Origin of the sequence: Pseudomaricurvus hydrocarbonicus (assembly GCF_011602365.1) — a bacterium.
GTDB classification, from domain to species: domain Bacteria; phylum Pseudomonadota; class Gammaproteobacteria; order Pseudomonadales; family Cellvibrionaceae; genus Pseudomaricurvus; species Pseudomaricurvus hydrocarbonicus.
In genome coordinates this window covers 264835-283385 of sequence record NZ_JAAONZ010000005.1, presented here as the reverse complement: position 1 = coordinate 283385, position 18551 = coordinate 264835, and the positions used below count along the sequence as shown (strand labels likewise).

Annotated in this window: 13 protein-coding genes; 2 read left to right on the top strand and 11 right to left on the bottom strand. The window is 51.6% G+C overall.

The window, feature by feature from the left end; translation table 11 throughout:
• Nucleotides 1–281: 281 nt before the first annotated feature.
• From G8770_RS09750 to mdeB, 4 genes are all read right to left on the bottom strand, one after another.
• Nucleotides 282–836 (bottom strand): NADPH-dependent FMN reductase, encoded by a 555-nt coding sequence (locus G8770_RS09750; RefSeq protein WP_167185445.1) that lies wholly within the window; start codon nt 834–836, stop codon nt 282–284.
• A 240-nt stretch (nt 837–1076) separates the two neighbouring features.
• Nucleotides 1077–2825, bottom strand: coding sequence for a dihydrolipoyl dehydrogenase (gene lpdA, locus G8770_RS09745; protein ID WP_167185442.1), 1749 nt, complete (start codon nt 2823–2825; stop codon nt 1077–1079).
• A gap of 11 nt (nt 2826–2836) precedes the next feature.
• A complete protein-coding gene (locus tag G8770_RS09740) occupies nt 2837–4171 on the bottom strand; it encodes a dihydrolipoyllysine-residue acetyltransferase (protein WP_167185439.1) in 1335 nt (444 codons plus the stop codon).
• Nucleotides 4172–4173: 2 nt separating this feature from the next.
• A complete protein-coding gene (mdeB, locus tag G8770_RS09735) occupies nt 4174–6882 on the bottom strand; it encodes an alpha-ketoglutarate dehydrogenase (protein ID WP_167185436.1) in 2709 nt (902 codons plus the stop codon).
• 514 nt (nt 6883–7396) lie between these two features.
• On the opposite strand from mdeB, the gene G8770_RS09730 reads away from it, so the two are divergent.
• Nucleotides 7397–7867 carry an Lrp/AsnC family transcriptional regulator gene (locus tag G8770_RS09730; RefSeq protein WP_167185434.1) on the top strand — a complete coding sequence of 157 codons (471 nt, stop codon included), beginning with the start codon at nt 7397–7399 and terminating at the stop codon, nt 7865–7867.
• Between the two features lie 21 nt (nt 7868–7888).
• Here G8770_RS09730 and G8770_RS09725 read toward each other — a convergent pair whose 3' ends face one another.
• Nucleotides 7889–8731 carry an AraC family transcriptional regulator gene (locus G8770_RS09725; protein WP_167185431.1) on the bottom strand — a complete coding sequence of 281 codons (843 nt, stop codon included), beginning with the start codon at nt 8729–8731 and terminating at the stop codon, nt 7889–7891.
• 97 nt (nt 8732–8828) lie between these two features.
• Between G8770_RS09725 and G8770_RS09720 the strand changes: the two genes are divergently transcribed.
• The gene (locus G8770_RS09720) at nt 8829–9788 is read left to right on the top strand and encodes a quinone oxidoreductase family protein (protein WP_167185428.1); all 960 of its coding nucleotides are present in this window, start codon (nt 8829–8831) and stop codon (nt 9786–9788) included.
• A 146-nt stretch (nt 9789–9934) separates the two neighbouring features.
• On the opposite strand, the gene G8770_RS09715 is transcribed toward G8770_RS09720, so the two are convergent.
• The 6 genes from G8770_RS09715 to G8770_RS09690 form a co-directional block, all read right to left on the bottom strand.
• Nucleotides 9935–12127: a xanthine dehydrogenase family protein molybdopterin-binding subunit gene (locus G8770_RS09715; RefSeq protein ID WP_167185425.1), complete on the bottom strand. Its 2193-nt coding sequence runs from the start codon at nt 12125–12127 to the stop codon at nt 9935–9937.
• On the bottom strand, nt 12124–12624 hold the full coding sequence (locus tag G8770_RS09710; protein ID WP_167185422.1) for a (2Fe-2S)-binding protein: 501 nt from the start codon (nt 12622–12624) through the stop codon (nt 12124–12126). The genes G8770_RS09715 and G8770_RS09710 overlap by 4 nt, the downstream gene beginning before the upstream one ends.
• Nucleotides 12625–12749: 125 nt before the next feature.
• Entirely contained in the window at nt 12750–15164 is a 2415-nt protein-coding gene (locus G8770_RS09705) for a TonB-dependent receptor (protein WP_167185419.1), read from the bottom strand.
• A gap of 354 nt (nt 15165–15518) precedes the next feature.
• A complete protein-coding gene (locus G8770_RS09700) occupies nt 15519–15950 on the bottom strand; it encodes a nuclear transport factor 2 family protein (RefSeq protein WP_167185417.1) in 432 nt (143 codons plus the stop codon).
• Nucleotides 15951–15968: 18 nt separating this feature from the next.
• Entirely contained in the window at nt 15969–16856 is an 888-nt protein-coding gene (locus tag G8770_RS09695; protein ID WP_167185415.1) for an alpha/beta hydrolase, read from the bottom strand.
• A gap of 38 nt (nt 16857–16894) precedes the next feature.
• Nucleotides 16895–18418 (bottom strand): amidohydrolase family protein, encoded by a 1524-nt coding sequence (locus G8770_RS09690; protein WP_167185410.1) that lies wholly within the window; start codon nt 18416–18418, stop codon nt 16895–16897.
• Nucleotides 18419–18551: the final 133 nt, after the last annotated feature.

Here is an 18551-nt window from a genome sequence, read left to right as displayed (position 1 = left end):
CTGGGAGTATGACAAGGAGATGTACAAAAAGCGCAATGAAGTAGAGCGCCTATTTAGACGGCTGAAGGGATTCCGGAGAATCTTCAGCCGCTTTGAGAAACTGGATGTTGTCTTCCGGTTTTTTATTAACTTCTCGCTGATTGCTGACAAGCTAATTAGTGTGAACAGGCCCTAGCTTGATGCCTGAGAAGATGTGGGGTTTGTGGTTACTAACAATCTCGACTCTGTACACTCAGGAGTGAAGGTGCCCAGTTGTTAAGAGACAGCGCTCATGGGCAAGATTAAGAAATCCCGTTAATCTCATCTGACATCCTCTTAAAAGCGGCAACTGCAAAGTCGATTGCTGCCACATCCTCAAATTGACCATCGACTATCTTTGTTCCAATATTTCCAATAACGATTTCCGGGGTGTTAACTGGTCGCGCGAGCGCAGATACCAATGCCTCTCGTATTTGGTACTGTGCGCGAACTCCACCGGTGAACGCTGGGGAGCTGGTTAAAATCAATACTGGCTTGTCCCTCAACGGAGAGTTGTTGTGTGGTCGAGATGCCCAGTCAAGCGCATTTTTCAGCACCCCCGGAATGCCATGATTATACTCCGGAGATGAGATCACGATCCCATCCGCTACAGCAATCTGATCGCGTATTTTTTGAACACTATCCATCAGCGGATCGACATACAGGTCCTGATTAAAGTGTGGAAGGGAGCCAATATCAGCATACTCGTAGTCGGCCTCCAAAGTAGTTGCCTCAGAAAGTGCCATTAGTAGCGCGGTAGAATATGAGTTTTCACGCAGGCTACCAGAAATTCCGAGGAGTCGGAGTTTCCTGGACATATAAAAGCTCCTTTTTAAATTTGAATGAGTAAGTAACTGTTTTAGTTTTTTTAAATATATCAAAGGGGCTACAATAATACTTACAGTTTTAGGAGGAATGTAGCCAATCACGCTAAAATGATTAGAGAAAGATTAAAGACCTCGCCTGTCGACGAGGCCGCAGGTAAAACGCTTGGTGACACCAACTAAATCATAAACCGAGCGGTACAAATCCCACAAAATGTGGATGGCTAATAAAAACTATTTCACCGGAGGCAAGTCTGTACAACTTCCGTGAGCCGCTTCAGCAGCCAATCCAATGGACTCACCAAGTGTTGGATGCGGGTGGATGGTCTTTCCAATATCAACATCGTCCGCACCCATCTCAATCGCCAGAGCGACTTCACCAATCATATCTCCCGCAGAAGGGCCAACAATGGCACCGCCGAGAATACGTCCAGTGTCGATATCAAACAGCAGCTTACTAAAGCCCTGTTCACAACCATTGGCGATCGCACGTCCCGAGGCACTCCAGGGGAAAACACCTTTACGAACCTTGATGCCCTGTTCATTTGCTTGATTTTCCGTCAGCCCAACCCAGGCGATTTCCGGATCAGTGTAAGCCACGCTGGGAATAACATGTGCATCAAAGGAAGTGGTCTGCAATTTTTTATCGCCTTTAATCTCACCGGCGATCACTTCTGCGGCCACGTGCCCCTCGTGAACCGCTTTGTGAGCTAACATCGGCTGGCCCACAATATCTCCAATTGCAAAAATACCGGCGATATTCGTACGCTGTTGCTTATCCACGGTAATAAACCCGCGCTCATCCACTTGAATTCCGGCAGCTTCGGCTCCCACTTTGTGGCCATTGGGGCGTCGCCCCACCGCTTGCAGAACCAGGTCATAGGTTTCGCTTTGTGGGGCTGAACCGCCATCAAAGCACACTGCAATACCATCGTCTGTCGCGCTGGCGGATACCGTTTTAGTTCGCGTCATAATACGATTGAAACGATGCTTATTCATCGCCTTCCAGACTTTAATTAAGTCTTTATCGGCACCCGCAAAAATATCATCCAGCATCTCGACGACATCGATTTTACTTCCCAACGCAGCATAGACTGAGCCCATTTCCAGGCCAATGATGCCACCGCCGATGATCAACATGCGTTCGGGAATGCTCTTCAGTTTCAGTGCACCGGTGGAATCCACGATACGTTCATCTTCGGGTAAAAACGGCAACTGTACGGATTCCGAGCCGGCCGCGATGATGGCACGCTTGAAACCAATGATTTGACGCTCGTCATTGGCATCCACGGTCAAGAGAGCGTTGCTGACAAATTGGCCGGAGCCTTCTACTACCTTGACCTTGCGCATTTTGGCCATGGCCGCGAGGCCTCCGGTGAGCTTGCCAATCACACCTTCTTTATGACTTCTGAGTTTTGCCAGGTCGATGTCGGGATCGCTAAAGTCCACGCCCAAGTCTTTAAAGTGCTTAACTTCTTCCATCACAGAGGCAACATGCAGAAGCGCTTTCGAGGGAATACAACCCACATTCAGACAGACGCCACCCAGTGTAGGGTAACGTTCGACCAGTACCACATCCAGACCGAGATCGGCAGCACGGAAGGCCGCCGAGTACCCACCGGGGCCACCACCAACAACAACCAGATCGCAGTTTAGATCTGCCTCATCGCTCTGTTGAGTTGTGGAACCGGGCGGTGTCGCAGGTTCCGGCTTTGCCGTTGGCGTGGCTTCACTCATATTACTGGATATGGTTTCCAGCGTTGCTATCAGAGTCCCTTCACTGACCCTATCGCCGACACTGATTGTCAGTTCGGTAATAATCCCGGCCGCGGGCGAGGGAATTTCCATGGTGGCTTTATCGGTTTCGATACTGATCAGACCGTCCTCTTCAGCGACGCTGTCTCCGACAGCAACCAGAATCTCAATGACTTCTACATTGTTGATATCACCAATGTCAGGAACCCGTATTTCTATGTTTTTCACAGTCATTGCTCCTACAGGGAAATACGTCTGAAATCTGCCAGTGCACTGGCCAGGTAAGCGTTGAACTTACCCGCCATAGCGCCATCAACAGCGCGATGATCCCAGCTCAGGCTCATCGGTAACACGAGCCTTGGTTCGACCCCGCCATCAGTCCATGTGACCTGTGTGCGCGCTTTACCCACCCCGAGAATCGCTATCTCTGGTGCGTTAATAATGGGGGTAAAATAGGTGCCGCCAATACCGCCCAGAGACGAAATCGAAAAGCACCCCCCGCTCATGTCGGCTGCGGTCAGTTTGCCGTTACGGGCCTTGGCCGCCAAGCCCCGAACTTCCTCGGCGACTTCTAACAGGCCCTTTTTATCCGCGTCGCGGATCACGGGGACGACCAAGCCATTGGGTGTGTCAGCCGCAAATCCAATGTGGTAATACTGCTTAAGAACGATCTCCTCGCCTTCAATGCTGGCATTGAATTCAGGAAACTTCTTCAGGGCAGCAACGCACGCTTTGATCAACATGGCCACTAGCGTCACCTTAACACCGTCGCGCTCGTACTCTCCATTTAAGCTGACACGAAACGCCTCCAGCTCGGTAATATCCGCATCTTCGTGATTGGTCACATGGGGAATCGTGACCCAATTGCGATGAAGATTGGCACCGCTGATCTTTTGGATACGTGACAGTTCTCGACGCTCCACTGGGCCGAACTTTTCAAAATCGACTTTTGGCCAGGGCAATAAACCTGGGAATCCGCTGGTGACTTGCGAGGCCGAAGTCGCCCCCGAAGCTTGTCCGCGCATCACCCCTTTGACAAAAGCAAAGACGTCGTCACGGGTAATACGCCCCTTATCACCCGTCGGTTGAACTTGAGCGAGGGGGACTTCCAGTTCGCGCGCCAACTTCCGTACAGACGGCGAGGCATGAGCCGTGCCGCTGCTGACTGGGGCCTCTGGAGCCGAAGTTCCGGTTTCGATTTTGCTCTGGTTGTTGGCCAAAGGCTGACTGTTGGCTAAGGGCTCCTTACTGGCTGAAGGCTGCTCAATGGCTGAAGGCTCTTTTTCAGTAGCGCCCGATGCTGGTTCGACGGTTGCTGATGAGGTTTCGTCCGCGGCCAATTCGAGCAGTGCAATCACACTGCCTTCACTGACCTTGCTGCCCTCTTCGATGTGCAGTTCCTTGATGATGCCGGCGTGGGACGATGGGATTTCCATCGTCGCCTTATCGGTTTCCACGGCGAACAACTCCTGCTCCACCGTAATCCTGTCACCCGGTTTTACCAGTAACTCAACCACTTCGACATTTTCCGCACCACCAATGTCGGGAACCCGGAGTTCAATTATGCTACTCATGATCACGCCTCCCATGCTGATGTGGCTTCGGTATCAATCTGGTACTTTTCAATCGCTTGCGCACAGATGGACGCGTCAATCTGACCTTGTTTTACCAATGTTGCCAATGCGGTCACGACGATGTGATGACGATCGACGCCGAAAAAATTCCGCAACGCTGTGCGCGTATCACTGCGACCATAACCGTCAGTACCCAATACGCTGTAACGCGGTTCAATGTAAGAGGCAATCAGCTGCGGTACACCACGCACATAATCCGAAGCGGCAATAACCGGAGTATTGCCATGCAAACACTGAGCTACATGACTGCTACGCGGAGTTTCCAGCGGATGGTGATGGTTCCAGCGCTCCACTTCGCGGGCTTCGCGAGCCAATTCCGTGTAGCTGGTGACACTCCAGATATCGGATTCAATACCCCAGTCTGTCGCCAGCAGTTCCCCGGCGGCAATCACTTCCAACATGATGGTGCCAGAACCCAGTAAATTCACTTTGCCGTTAGCGCTATCAACATTTTGAGTGGCGTAGCGGTACATCCCTTTAATGATATCTTCCTCTACACCTTGCGGCAGGGATGGCTGCGCGTAGTTTTCATTCATCACCGTGATGTAATAAAACACGTCTTCCTGTCGCTCTAGCATTCGCCGCGAACCGTGATCCAGAATCACCGCCAATTCACCCGCAAAAGCCGGGTCATAAGCGCGACAATTCGGTACGGTGGATGCCACCAGATGACTGCTGCCATCCTGGTGTTGCAGGCCCTCACCACCCAGTGTGGTTTTACCGGCGGTAGCGCCAATCAAAAACCCGCGCGCACGTTGATCACCTGCCGCCCAAATAAAATCACCAATGCGCTGGAAACCAAACATGGAGTAATAAATGTAAAACGGCAACATCGTCACGCCGTGCACGGAGTAACTGGTCGCTGCCGAAATCCAGGAACTGATGGCACCGGCCTCGGTAATGCCCTCTTCCAGAATCTGACCATCCTGTACTTCGCGATAACTCAGGATAGAGCCAATATCCTCCGGCTCATAACGCTGGCCAACATTGGAATAGATACCCACCTGTTTAAACAGGTTGGCCATCCCGAAGGTACGCGCTTCGTCAGCAACGATAGGCACTACGCGTGGACCCAAGGTTTTATCTTTGAGCATCGATGACATCATGCGCACAAAGGCCATGGTGGTGGACATTTCTTTGCCATCGGCTTCCAGAGCGAACTTTCCATATTTGGACAATTCAGGAATCGGCAGGGTTTCTGCCGTTGTGCGGCGGCTGGGCATATAGCCCCCCAACGCCTGACGACGTTCGTGCAGGTAACGCATTTCTTCACTGTCATCTCTTGGCTTATAAAAACTGAGTGTTTCGGTTTCTTCATCGGTCAGAGGCAATTGAAAATGATCTCTGAAATTTAACAACGCCTCACGGTCCAGCTTTTTCTGCTGGTGTGTGGTCATCTTGCCCTGTCCGGCTTCACCCATGCCGTAGCCTTTTTTGGTCTGAGCCAAAATAACGGTGGGACGGCCGGTGTGGTTTTTCGCCGCGTGGTAGGCTGCATAAATTTTAACGAGATCGTGACCACCGCGTTTGAGTTTATCAATCTGATCGTCGGTCAAGCCTTCAGCCAGCTTTTTCAGCGATTCATTCTGACCAAAGAAATTTTCCCGGTTGTATTTGCCGTCTTTAGCCGCAAACGTTTGAAACTGACCGTCGACGGTATCGGCAAACACACGAGTGAGTGCGCCATCGTGATCCTGAGCAAACAGTCCATCCCAGTCGGAACCCCACAACAGCTTGATGACATTCCAGCCGGCACCATTAAATTGAGTTTCCAGCTCATCGACAATGCGGCTGTTACCTCGCACCGGACCATCCAGGCGCTGCAAGTTACAGTTCACCACCCAGATCAAATTATCCAATCCTTCGCGAGACGCAAGAGTCAGCGCTGACATGCTCTCGGGCTCATCCATTTCACCATCGCCAAACACTCCCCAGACTTTACGGTTCGACGTGTCCTGCAAACCACGATGTTCCAGATAGCGCATAAAACGGGCATGATAAATGGAACTCATTGGGCCGATACCCATAGAGCCGGTAGGGAACTGCCAGAAGTCCGGCATTAACCAAGGGTGTGGATAGCTGGACAGCCCTTGCGCCCCCACACGTTGGGCGGTCACCTCTTGTCGATAATGCTCAAGATCCTGCTCATTCAAACGGCCTTCCAGGAATGCCCGGGCGTACACACCCGGTGCCGAGTGGGGCTGGTAAAAAACGAGATCGCCATCGCTATTATCATCTGACGCCTTGAAAAAGTGGTTAAAACCTACCTCGAACAGGTCCGCCGCACTGGCGTAACTGGCGATATGCCCGCCCAACTCACCATAGGCTTTGTTGGCCCGAACGACCATCGCCAGCGCATTCCAGCGCATCAGTGACACCAAACGCTCTTCGATCGTCAGATCGCCGGGAAACGACGGCTGCTGTTCCACCGACACGGTGTTCACATAAGGGGTGCCATAGGACGGTTGCCAACCAATAGCCGGATCTCGGGCCAGAGATGTAATAGAATCCAGAATTTGACGGGCCCGTTCAGGGCCTGCGTTCGCCACTAGTGACTGCAGTGCTTCACACCACTCCGCCAGTTCTTGATGATCATTGTCTGTTTGTGATGCCGCTGAACCACCGGCAATTAACGTATTGTAATGCGCCATAGAATGCACCTCCTTTATTTGAGGACAGTGTAACCTGTAACTGGCAACTTTAAGTGCTCTTTTGGGTTGTCAAAATGGAAAATATAGGTATATTATGCCGTAATAAAAGAGATATTCGGCATAAAATAACTGAAACGGGAAGGAGTCGATGCACAAATACTTCGAAAACTGAAAAGCGAGATCAGCATCACTTATGCTGATCTCGTAAAGAAGTTAACTTTTCATCTTCACCTTGTTTTACACGGGTTAATTGATTAGAAGCCAAAGTTTACGGAAGACGAATAGAAAATGGGTTACACACTTTCATATAGGTTTTGATGTGGATTTCGTCGATCACCTTGACTGTTTCGATCCACCAGCAATCCAGGTATTGTAATGAGCCATCATGTGATGCCCCTGAGCCTTATCGTAAGGTTATGGGGGTAATTTAAGTACTGTTGTTCGTATTTCACACCGGTACTTTCGGCATAATGTGCTTAGTAAAATCTTTTTACACAGGAAATGTTATTAACCTATGAAACTCGACAAAACCGACGCGAAGATTTTGCGTGAACTACAAAATGACAGCAGCATTACCAATGCTGAATTGGCACAGCGTGTAAACCTCTCCCCCTCTCCTTGTCTGACCCGGGTAAAGCGACTCGAAGCTGAAGGCTTGATTCGCGATTATGTAGCGCTGTTGGACCCTGCGCAGCTGGGTTTGCATTTGAATGTTTTTATTTCCATAAGCCTAAAGGCACAAAGTCGGGAATTATTGAAGGAATTTGAACGTCGGATTTGCACTCACGATGAAGTCATGGAGTGCTACCTTATGACCGGTGATTCTGACTATTTGATTCGTGTCGTTATGCCTGATATGACGGCCCTGGAACGTTTTATTGTTGATGTGATATCGCCCATGCCTGAAGTGGAAAATATTCGATCCAGTTTTTCTTTGAAGCAAGTTCGTTACAAAACATCCTTACCCCTGCCAAAGACCTTTTAATTTGATCCAGGGTTTAATCAACTATAGCAGGTTTGAAGTACTTGGTTTTGGGCAGCGTATAGCTTTCATAAATTCTCCGGGTGACATTCCCAGATTTTGCTTAAACATGGCAATAAAGGCAGAACTGGACTCGTAACCTAAATCGCCGGCTACCTGGGTAATCGTAACACCGTCTTCTGCTAATCTCTGTTGTGCAATTTGTACCCGCAATTGTTGCCGCCACCCTTGAAAACTGAGCTTGGTTTCTTTTTTGAACAGTCGTTGCAGTGTTCGAATAGAGGCGCCTACTGTCTCACTCCATTGCTCGATGGTGCGATTGTCCTCAGGGTGCGCCTGCAGGTGGGTGCAGATTTTCAACAGCCGTTGATCTGTTGGTAATGGCAGATACACTGGTTCGGACTCGGCTGCACTAAGTTGATCGTGCAATGTACGAAACAATCTTCCGCCGGGGCCATCCCAGTCACACTGATCGCCCATCTCCAATGCCGCAATAATCAATTCTTTTAATAATGGCCGGACATGAATGACGCAACATTCAGTACTCAGCGATGCACTCTCATTGGCATCTAGGTACAAACTGGAGATTTCAGCACCGTGAAGGCTAGACACTTCATGAACAACGTCTGGTGGAACCCATACGGCGCGGTTGGGTGGAATTAGATAGCGACCAGACGGCGTCGTCACTTCGAGAACTCCGATATAGGAGTAGACCAATTGCCCCCATGGGTGGCTGTGTTCCCGAACTACGGACCGGGGTGCCAGTGTCCGGTGCAACACACTGATGGGCTGCTCCGCCGAGCCCGTGATAGGACTTACCAGGGCGGCAGTTTTCCAGTCTGGATGAGTTTGACGTGTTCTCTTCATGTTTTGGCATTTTACCTAAAGTCTGCCAATGCAGACCAGCGTTATTATGTCATTGTTCATTCCGTTATTGCATATACAAACAAAAGGTAAACCGATAATGAAAGCAGCTGTTGTTAACGAGTTTGGTCAGATTCCGTACTATGGCGATATAGAAGCGCCGAAAGTCGGGACTGGTGAAGTTTTGGTCCACACACGAGCTGCAGCCCTCAGTCAGTTGGTTCGAGCCCAGGCCGCAGGCAAACATTACAGCTGCGGCAAAATACTGCCTGTAGTTCCGGGGGCTGACGGGGTGGGTGTTTTGGAAAATGGCCAGAGGGTTTTTTTCGCCTTTCCAAAGCCGCCTATTGGTTCCATGGCGGAAGCCGTCGCTGTGCGCTCTGAACTGTGTGTACCGATTCCCGAGTTTGTCGATGACATTACGGCAGCGGCTATCGGTAACCCTGGCATGTCATCCATTGCGGCGCTGGAATTTCGAGCAGGTTTTCAACCGGGTGAATCCGTATTGGTCAATGGAGCCGCCGGAGTTTCTGGACGTCTGGCGATACAGATTGCCAAAGAGCTGGGGGCATCCCGGGTGGTGGCAACCGCACGTAAACCGGAAGTCGAAGCGGAGTTGCGGGCGTTGGGAGCAGATCACTTTGTTTTGCTGCATGCAGATACTGAAATCCTGACAGCAGAGTTTCAGTTAGAGATGCAAAGCTACGGTATTGACGTTGTTCTGGATTATTTGTGGGGGCAACCGGCAAGCTGTCTACTACAGGCTGCGGCCAATGTGGTCGCCGAACCGCAGCGACCTCGCATTCGATTCGTCAATATCGGCGGGCTTGCGGGTATGAGTTTGTCGCTGTCTGCAGGGCTGCTGCGCAGTACCGGCGTTGAACTCAAGGGCAGCGGACTGGGCAGCGTCTCTAACGAGAATCTGGTGAACTGTATCGGCAAATTGTTAAAGATGGTGGAACCAGCAAAACTGGCTGTTGATGCAATGCCGATGCCATTGAAAGACGTTCAGTCCGCTTGGCAAACCACCACCAGTCGTCGCATAGTGCTGACTGTGTAATATAGTACTGGCTCGTTATAATTCGTGCTTGTCCTTTAAACCTCGTACTGTCTTTTAAACTTAGCACGTATCTTATAACACAGTCCTGGCCCTGTAATTCAGGGCCAGAGTCCTGCTTCCAGGCTAACTTCCGGCAGACGTTAATTTTAACTCGCCAGCACTGTTTTCACGCGTGCGGGCAAAAAAGGCAATTGCCGTAAGCGTTTTCCGGTCAATTGCGCAAAGGCGTTACCGACGGCGGGTGCAGTAATTGGCAGTGCAGCCTCTCCTATGCCACCCGGTGGGAGACCGCTCTCCAGAAGCTGCACATGAATCTCGGGAACCTGAGCCATTTTCATCACGGAATAATTGTGAAAGTTAGATTGTTCAACAGCGCCTTTTTCAACCGTAATCGATTCCATTAAAGTACTGCCGAGCCCCTGAATAATTGCACCTTCAGTTTGGGTGATCGCATTTTCCCGCTGTACAACGACGCCTGCGTCAAGCGCGCACCAAACACGATGAACACGGATACTGGAGGCAGTTTCTTCCAGCGATATTTCCACCACCATGGCCGTCAAACTGCCCACATTTTCCGCAAACGCCAATCCCAATGCCCGACCGTTGACGGCGCCTTTTTTCCAGGGCGACATGGCTACGGCCGCGTCGAGAACCGCCAGTGCACGCGGATCATTGCCCAGCAGCTGGCGTCGGTATTGATAGCTGTTTTGGCTGGCCGCCAGCGCTAACTCATCCACAAAGGATTCAATCGCAAATTTATTGGGGCCATAGGCTACGGCACGCCAGTGTTTCGTCCGCAGGCCACTGGGCACGACAGAGAAGTCAATCTGTTGATTGGCAACATCGTAATGGGGAATCTTCGCCCCACCGGCCAGTAGCATCGGGTTGTCACCAATGGTTCGGTGTTGCCAACGGGTAATCTTGCCCTGATGATCCAGACTGCCCTGCATGCGTTGCAGCGTGGCAGGGCGATAGGCGCCATTTTGCAAGTCGTCTTCCCGGCTCCAGATCAGCTTCACCGGGACATTAGCCGCTTGAGCCAACGAGACCGCTTCGAGGCTGAAATCATGCCACGACCGTCGCCCGAAGCCACCACCCAGAAACTGCGGATAGAGGTGGACATTGTCTACCGGTAATTGCATCTGCTTAGCTACCGCATCCCGCAGACCACTGGCGAATTGGGTGCCCGCCCAAAGCTCGACACTTTTTTTATCCGGGGCAATGCGCACCACGGAATTCAGGGGCTCCATCTGCGCGTGGTAGACGAAATCGGTGCGGTAATCCGCAATCAGGTTCTTTGCAGCGGATTGTTGGGCCTCTTCGACATTGCCTGAGTGGTGTACCGGTTTGATTGGCGCGCTGCTAGTGCCTGCCACCTTATCGTATTCATCGAAAATTGTAGAGGAGTGAAAGGTGTTTGCCAGCGCATCGTCGGTCCAGGTAATTTTTAGCGCTCGGCGAGCCTTCACCACCGCCCAGTAACTGGAGCCAACGATGCCAACACCATGATCCAGTGTCACTACTGCTGTGACACCGGGCATTGCCTCGATATCGGATTTGTTGAACGATTGCGGGCGATTACCGTGAACCGGTGCCCGCTGAATCACGCAATAGTGCAGGTTGGGCAATTCAATATCAATGGCATAGACCGCCGAGCCGTTGACTTTCGATGGAATGTCGCGACGCAGCACATCGGTTTTTCCGATCAGCGTAAACTCGTTGACCGGTTTCAGATCCACCTCGCTGATCGGGGGCAGGTTTTTCTCCAGCCGTGCAAACCTAGCAATGTCGCCGTAGCTGATCGAGCGTTGGGTTTTTCTGTGGTAGACAACGCTGTTGCGGCTGGTGAGTTCATCTGCGGCGACTTCCCAATGGCGAGCCGCGTTGTAAAGCAGTTGCTGCCGTATCATGGCACCCGCGAAGCGGAGTTTTGTAAAGTAACTGCGTACCGCGTAGCTGCCGACAGTGAGCATCATCATATGGCCGGCGATGGAGGCATGTCCGTACACACTGGCATCAATGGGAGAGTATTCAATGACTACCTGATCCCAATCGGCATCAAGCTCTTCGGCAACAATCAGTGGTAGTGCCGTGGCAGAACCCTGCCCCATTTCAGCGACAGGATTGTAAATGGTGATTGTGCCGCTGCTGTCAATATGCACCCAGGGCGAGGTCAGAGCCGCGCTGGGTAATTCGGCCTGGTGGCTGAGGCTATCCACTGCCAACGCCTCACCGGCGCAGACCATAAAAGCCAGACCGGAGAATCCCTTGAGTAACTGGCGTCGATTCAACGGCAGCTGACCCTGTTCGGTATTTGCGCGATCGTTTGATACCGTCATGTGGATGAGCCCTCAATCGTGCCAGTGGATGGATCGAAAACATTGACCCCGGATGCTGCCAGGGAGTGTATCGCTCGCTTGACTCGGGGATAGGTGCCGCAACGGCAGATGTTGGTGATGGTCTGATCGATATCGTCGTCGCTGGGATTGGGGATGCGGCGCAGAAGATCCGCCGCCGCCAGAATCATGCCCGACTGGCAGTAGCCGCATTGCGGCACGGCTTCATCGATCCAGCGCTGTTGGATCACGCTGAGTTGGTCGCCGCTGGCCAGGCCCTCAACAGTGGTGATTCGGGCACCCTCGGCGGCGATGACCGGCAAGGTACAGGAACGCAGCAGATTGTCGTTAAAGAAAATACTGCAGGCACCGCACTGCCCCAATCCACAACCGAATTTCGTGCCTTTAAGGCCGATGGAGTCTCTGATGACCCACAGTAACGGGGTATCTGTGTCGCCGTCAAAACTTACGGCTTGTTCATTCACAATAAATTTGATCATCAGTGCCTACCCTGCGGTTGTATTGGTGGTAACTTTTTGGATAGCAATAATAAAAAACGGGGGAAGGTTTAGCCGGCACGACTGAGGGTGCCGTACAAGCCAGGACTTCCCCCTAAGCACGGGTCTTAAAAACTGTATGCAAAACGAACGCCCCAATTTCTGGGTAACGACGTTCCAGTGATCATCAGATTGGTAGACGGCGAACTGTTCAGGTAATTCGGCGTACGCTCATCCTCGATATTGCGGATGTAAGCGGAAACCGACCAACCACCACCAAAAGATTCCAGAGTGGCTTGGGCGTTGGTGCGCCAGACAGAGTCGACGTATTGCTCATCCAAGTACTGGAAAGCCAGGTAGCGCTCGCTCTTGTACTGGGTATCCAGGCCGAGAATCAGGCTGAGATCATCATCAATCGGGAAGGTTTGCTGTATGCCCAGATTGATAGTCCACTCAGGAGAATTGTAGGAATCAAAACCGCTACAGTCTACAACCCAGACCGGGCCAGCTTGTTCACTGTCACAGCCGGTCACCGGCGGTGTGCCCTGGAAAGGCTCTTGATAAACAAAGTCGGTGGATTCTGCGTGCAGGTAGTGAATATTGGCACTCAGCAGGGTATTTTCAGTGAGCAGGAAGCGGGATTCGAGCTCGATACCCATGATCTCGGATTCGCCGATGTTTTCGGTGATGTTGGCGGTGCGGCCGTCCATGTCGGTGGCGACGTGTGAAACCTGCTGGTCGGTGTATTCCCAATAGAAGGCTTCAACGTTCAGTTGCAGACGCTGATCCAGTAACCGGTTCTTTGAACCGATGGTGTAAGCGGTCAGGTATTCCGGGTCAAAGGTTTCGAAGCCGGTGGCTGGGTTAAAGCCACCCGAGCGATAACCGGTTTCGACACTGGCGTAGAGCAGTGAATCTTCGGCAATGTCGTACTCGGCGGCCAGACGGAAGGTGGCGCGCTCGTTTTTCAGGCTTTCATTCAGGTAGAGGTCGGACCGACTCACGGCGATGTTCCAATCTGGCAGCATGGGAATGGGCGATGCGCCAGTGTAAAAATTGGGTCCTGCACCCTCTGCCGGTAACATAGCCAGTTCTTCCGGGGATTCCGCAAATTCAAACAGTGGGGCGCCGATACACGGTGCGGCCGGATCCATTGTCAGGTTGGTACAGAAAATAGTACCGCCGGTGGTAACACCTTTGGAGGCTTTCTTGTCGGTGCTGTAACGCACGGCTCCCACTATACGAAAATCTTCGGTGATGTTAGCGGTAATACGAGCGAAGGGCGCAAAGGATTCGGTGGTGTATTCGTTATCCAGGAACGAGGCGATGGAACTGATGTTCAGTGCGGTGTCGATCTCAACGCTTTCGTCAAAATAGTAGGCACCTAGGATATAATCGTAGATACCTGCAGAACCGGAAAGGCGAACCTCAAAGCTAAACTGCTCGTCGGTTTCTTTTTGCAGGTACGGGAAGGCACCGGCCGGTGACAGGTAGTCCAGTTCTGCCTGGCGCCAGGCTGGAATAACGGTCAGCGTACCCAGATCGGTTTCGTAGTTAATTTCAACATGGGCACCGAAGTATTCGTTGTCACGGTACTGCTCAGGGCCCATATCATTGATGAAAGTGGCTCCAGGCAGTGAAAAGGTATTGCGTCGAAATGCTTGTGATGCATCGGTGTAGATACCCTCGTTATAATCCAGATTGGAATCATAAAATACATTTTCACTAACCTGATCGTATTCAACTTTGCCCGCGTAGGTGATACCGGCACCGGTATCGTCATTAGCAGCGTAGTCGGCCGAGAAGCGGATAATCAACTTTTCACTGGGTTCTGTCAGTACCTGAAAGCGGAACGCGCGAGTGTCTTCTTCGCCAGTACCGTCTTTAAAGGTTGGATCAGAATTCACCACACTTGCGGAGATGCGTGCAGCGGTGTTCTCACCCAGAGGAATATTCACTGCACCTTCGGTGGTGAAGCTGTTGCTGTCCACGTCTTCCAGTGTGCCGTAACTGGCGGTGATGTAACCGGAGGTTTCACCCAGGCGCGGTTGCGCCGGAATGACATTGATGGCACCACCGGTGGCGTTACGACCATAAAGAGTGCCTTGTGGGCCTTTCAGGATTTCGACGCGTTCCAGATCATAGAACACACCGGTGGATGAGGTTGGGCGAGCCATGTAGACGCCATCGTAGTTAAACGCTGATGCGGAATCACTGTTGGGCGTGAGAGTAAAGTTACCAACGCCGCGGATGAAAACCAGATTACCGTTTGCGGTAGATTGCACACTCAGTGCAGGAGACAGCTCACCCAGACGACTCATGTCGGTGATGCCCGCATCAATCATATCTTCGCCGGTCGCTACATCTATGGCAATGGCGGCATTTTGCAGGCCTTCAGCTTTACGTTGTGCGGTGACGATGATTTCTTCCAGCATGAAGCTTTTATCTTGCGCAAAGGTTGGCTGAGACATGGCCAGTGCCAGTGGCACGGGTAAAAAGGCTTTGGCCAAACGGGCAGATTTCAGTTTCTTGTCTCGATTCATGGCTCTCTCCGTCGAATTTTTTTCAAGCGCTTCAGTCGCTTAACAACTCTTTGTTATAGGGTTTGCTCGTATAACTTTTATTCTCAAGCAATTGTTATTGTCTATCTCTTTAGAGACAGTGTTAATCTACGTATCTACTGCGAAACTAGAAAGATATAAATAATGCCTAATCGATAACAAACAGATATCGCTTTTAATGTCGATTCAAAAGAGCTAGAACCTGCTAATAAAGACAAGTATCGATTCTTGGAGGACAGTCTCGAGGTGGGTGCAGAGCTAAATGGCCCCGATCTGCAGGCAAGAAAGGGGCTTCAGTAGTACGGTGATTAATACGTGTTTAAGTGGAAATTACCCTTATCCTATATCACCAAAGACGATACGAACGCGACGTTTCTGAATTTTCCATATGCCGTTTTCACAGATAAAATCGTCATGGTACTCACCCACGAACTTGGGACCGGTGAGAGGCAGAGTTTCGGTTTGCCTGCCTTCACCATTAAAAAACACAAAGTAGGTAATTCCGCGGGCGGAACAGTCGGTGATGTTGGTTATCTCAATATTGGTGCAAATATGACGGGTCTGGATAGATTCATCCCGGCTGTCAAGCATCCCTTTAATGGCCTCGAGATTGTTAAATACTTTCCCGTCCCAACGAGAAAATTCCGCATGATTGCTGAATACGTTGGCAGCGCGGCTATAGTCCCGCTGGTCGACAGCGTTAGCGAACGCAATGGACAAGGCTTTGCAGGCTTCTCCATGGAAAAAATCGGTGGTGCTAATGGTCATAGGCATGGCTCCTGGTTGTTATTGTCGCCACCAGGCTTCCTGTGCGCATTGCATGGCGAAGCCCAGTTGCTGTATCTGAAAGGATGAGGCGATGAGGTGATAATCCATGCAGTGACCGGTTTGCTCAACCATGGCAGCATCGACTCTCGATGCCCAGGTCAGTGAGCGAGCAAAGTCATTGACCTCTGCGGGGCTAACAATCCAGAGCTTGTCCATTTCGCCCTGGCGGTAGTGTACGGGTACGCGAACCTTGGCAAGAACATCGGATACCTTATCGGACCAGGTGCCCACAATGTCGACCAGTTCGACCTTCGGTGCTTCGGTATAAGCCGGGTAAGTGACATTGGGCATATCATCGCCAAAACTGCCCTCGGGACCGAACATAACATCGTCTTTGATAGCTTTGGGCATGTCGACCATATAGGTGTCTGGCAGTGAATCCCAGGCGTCGCGGAAGTGTTCCGGTGTTCTCATGCCAACGCCGGAAACAGCCAGTCCCAGCAAGGGCGATTGCCTGTTTTCCGCCGCGATTACCGTGGCTATGGCCGCGCCAATAGAGTGCCCTATGAGTACGATACCGCAGGTGCCTGCACCGTATTCTTCCCAGGCCGCTTGCAGTAACGGGCCGAGATAAGCCGCCTGCCCCTCAATCGTGGCTCTATCGATCGGCAGCGGTTTACTGAAGCCGTAGCCGGGTCGATCCAAGGCAAGGATGGGAATATTCAACTGTTTGGCTTTGTCGAACAGCGAGTAGCCAGGTACATCGAAATACGCTGAACTGTATGTCCCGCCGTGCACGGCAATTACCAGTGGTGTCGCCACCTCATAGGGGCCTGTGACAACTCCTTGGCGACCGGATAAACCGGCAAACAGGTTGTCTTTAAAAATAGAACTTTCAACTGTCATGTGTGTGCCTGTTGTAATTATTGTATATCAAAATACCATTAGAACTGTGTTGCAGATGTTTTCAGGTTGAGCAGCGCCTCACGGTTGTAGTAGGCACCGTTTCTGATTATTCCCTCAATGCTGTGTAAGTGTTTAACACTGTCCAGCGGATTGTCCGACAAAATGACCAGGTTAGCCTCGGCGCCAGGTGCTACCACACCCAGTTCGCCTTCGCGGCCCAGGAACTCCGCGGCATTGACGGTTGTCATCTGCAATACTTTTAACGGATTGACACCGGCTTGTGCCAGCAAATCAAATTCGCGGTGCAGGCTGTAACCGGGTATCAGCCACTGACCGCCAAGATCCGAACCGGCCAGCATTTTGACACCTGAACGATCAAACATTTTCACCAGTCGTTCCTGCAAGGCGTAAAACTCCGCCATAATTTTTCGCTGCTCGGCAGTCATGGTTGATTCAAAATCTTCTGCGACTGTAGCCCAGAGTTCCCGCGTCGCAGGCGGCATGTATTTGAGGTTCTCGTTGTTACGGTAGGCCTGATCATCACCGTATTCCATGGCGCGCAGGCGTATCAGGGTCGGCACTTGCCACAGCTGTGAGGCTGCAATCTCGGCAGCCAGCTGCTGACATTTTTCTTCATCAAAACTGGCGACCATACGCTGCATCAGGTCATAAGCTCGATCCTCTTTGGCCAACTGGGGGTTGGCCAACGTGCGTTTGACGACCCTCTCAATGACCGGGGATAACAAGGTAGCCAAAAAGTCGGGTAGCGCTGGCGGTAATGAAGGTGGCACTTCAGCCAGTTCCTGACGGATCGCCTCCTCCTCGGTTGAGCAGCTCAAAAACAGGCTGCTATCAGGCCCCAGATGTTCAATGGCACGCATGCCGTGAGCGATTGCGGTACGGACATCAATGTCCTCTGGCAGGTGGCCTACCAGCGGTAGCTGCTGCTTGGCGGATTCATTGAGGGCTGCGAGGTAGACGTCCCGCTGCAGAGCCACAGCTTTGATAAAATCGGCCCCCTGCTGCTTCTGCTCCTGCACTGTGGCTCGCACCTGCTCGGGAGTATCGCCCACCTGTGGAATCAGGATGTGGCCGGGCATGACCAGCAGCTCCGGATAAGCGGTAGGATTCAAGTCACCCTGATTGCGCCAGCGCAGCAGGTCAGTGTTCCCCGACATCTGGCGGAATCCGGTAATGCCATTGGCGAGCATGAGCGACAGCCCTTGTCGCGGAGCTTCCAGGCCGATGGGGTGGGCGTGCATGTCCATGAAGCCGGGAACAATATACTTGCCAGAGGCGTCAACTCTTTGGCTGGCGGCGACAGTGGTCAGCTCGGAAGCCGGCGCTATCTGGTCGATACGGCCATTCTTGAGACTGATGGCCAAGCCTTGTTGCAGCCGGCCGGAATTGACGTCAACAATGGTAGCGCCCTCGATGACAAAGGGATAAATAGGGGTAGTTGCGGCTTCGCCAAATAAGGACTTTTCAACCGGTGGTTTTTCACTGCATCCGACGATAGCAGCAATCACGACGAGCAGGATAATTTTTACAACAGAATTCATGTTCAACGCGTTCCTCAGAGCTATTATCGCAGGTGTTCTGAACACCCTTATAGGATCACTGGCATACGCCAGTGGTTACCTACAGACTATAAGTCGTGGTATCTGTATCGATAAGATGGTAAGTCAGCGTTTG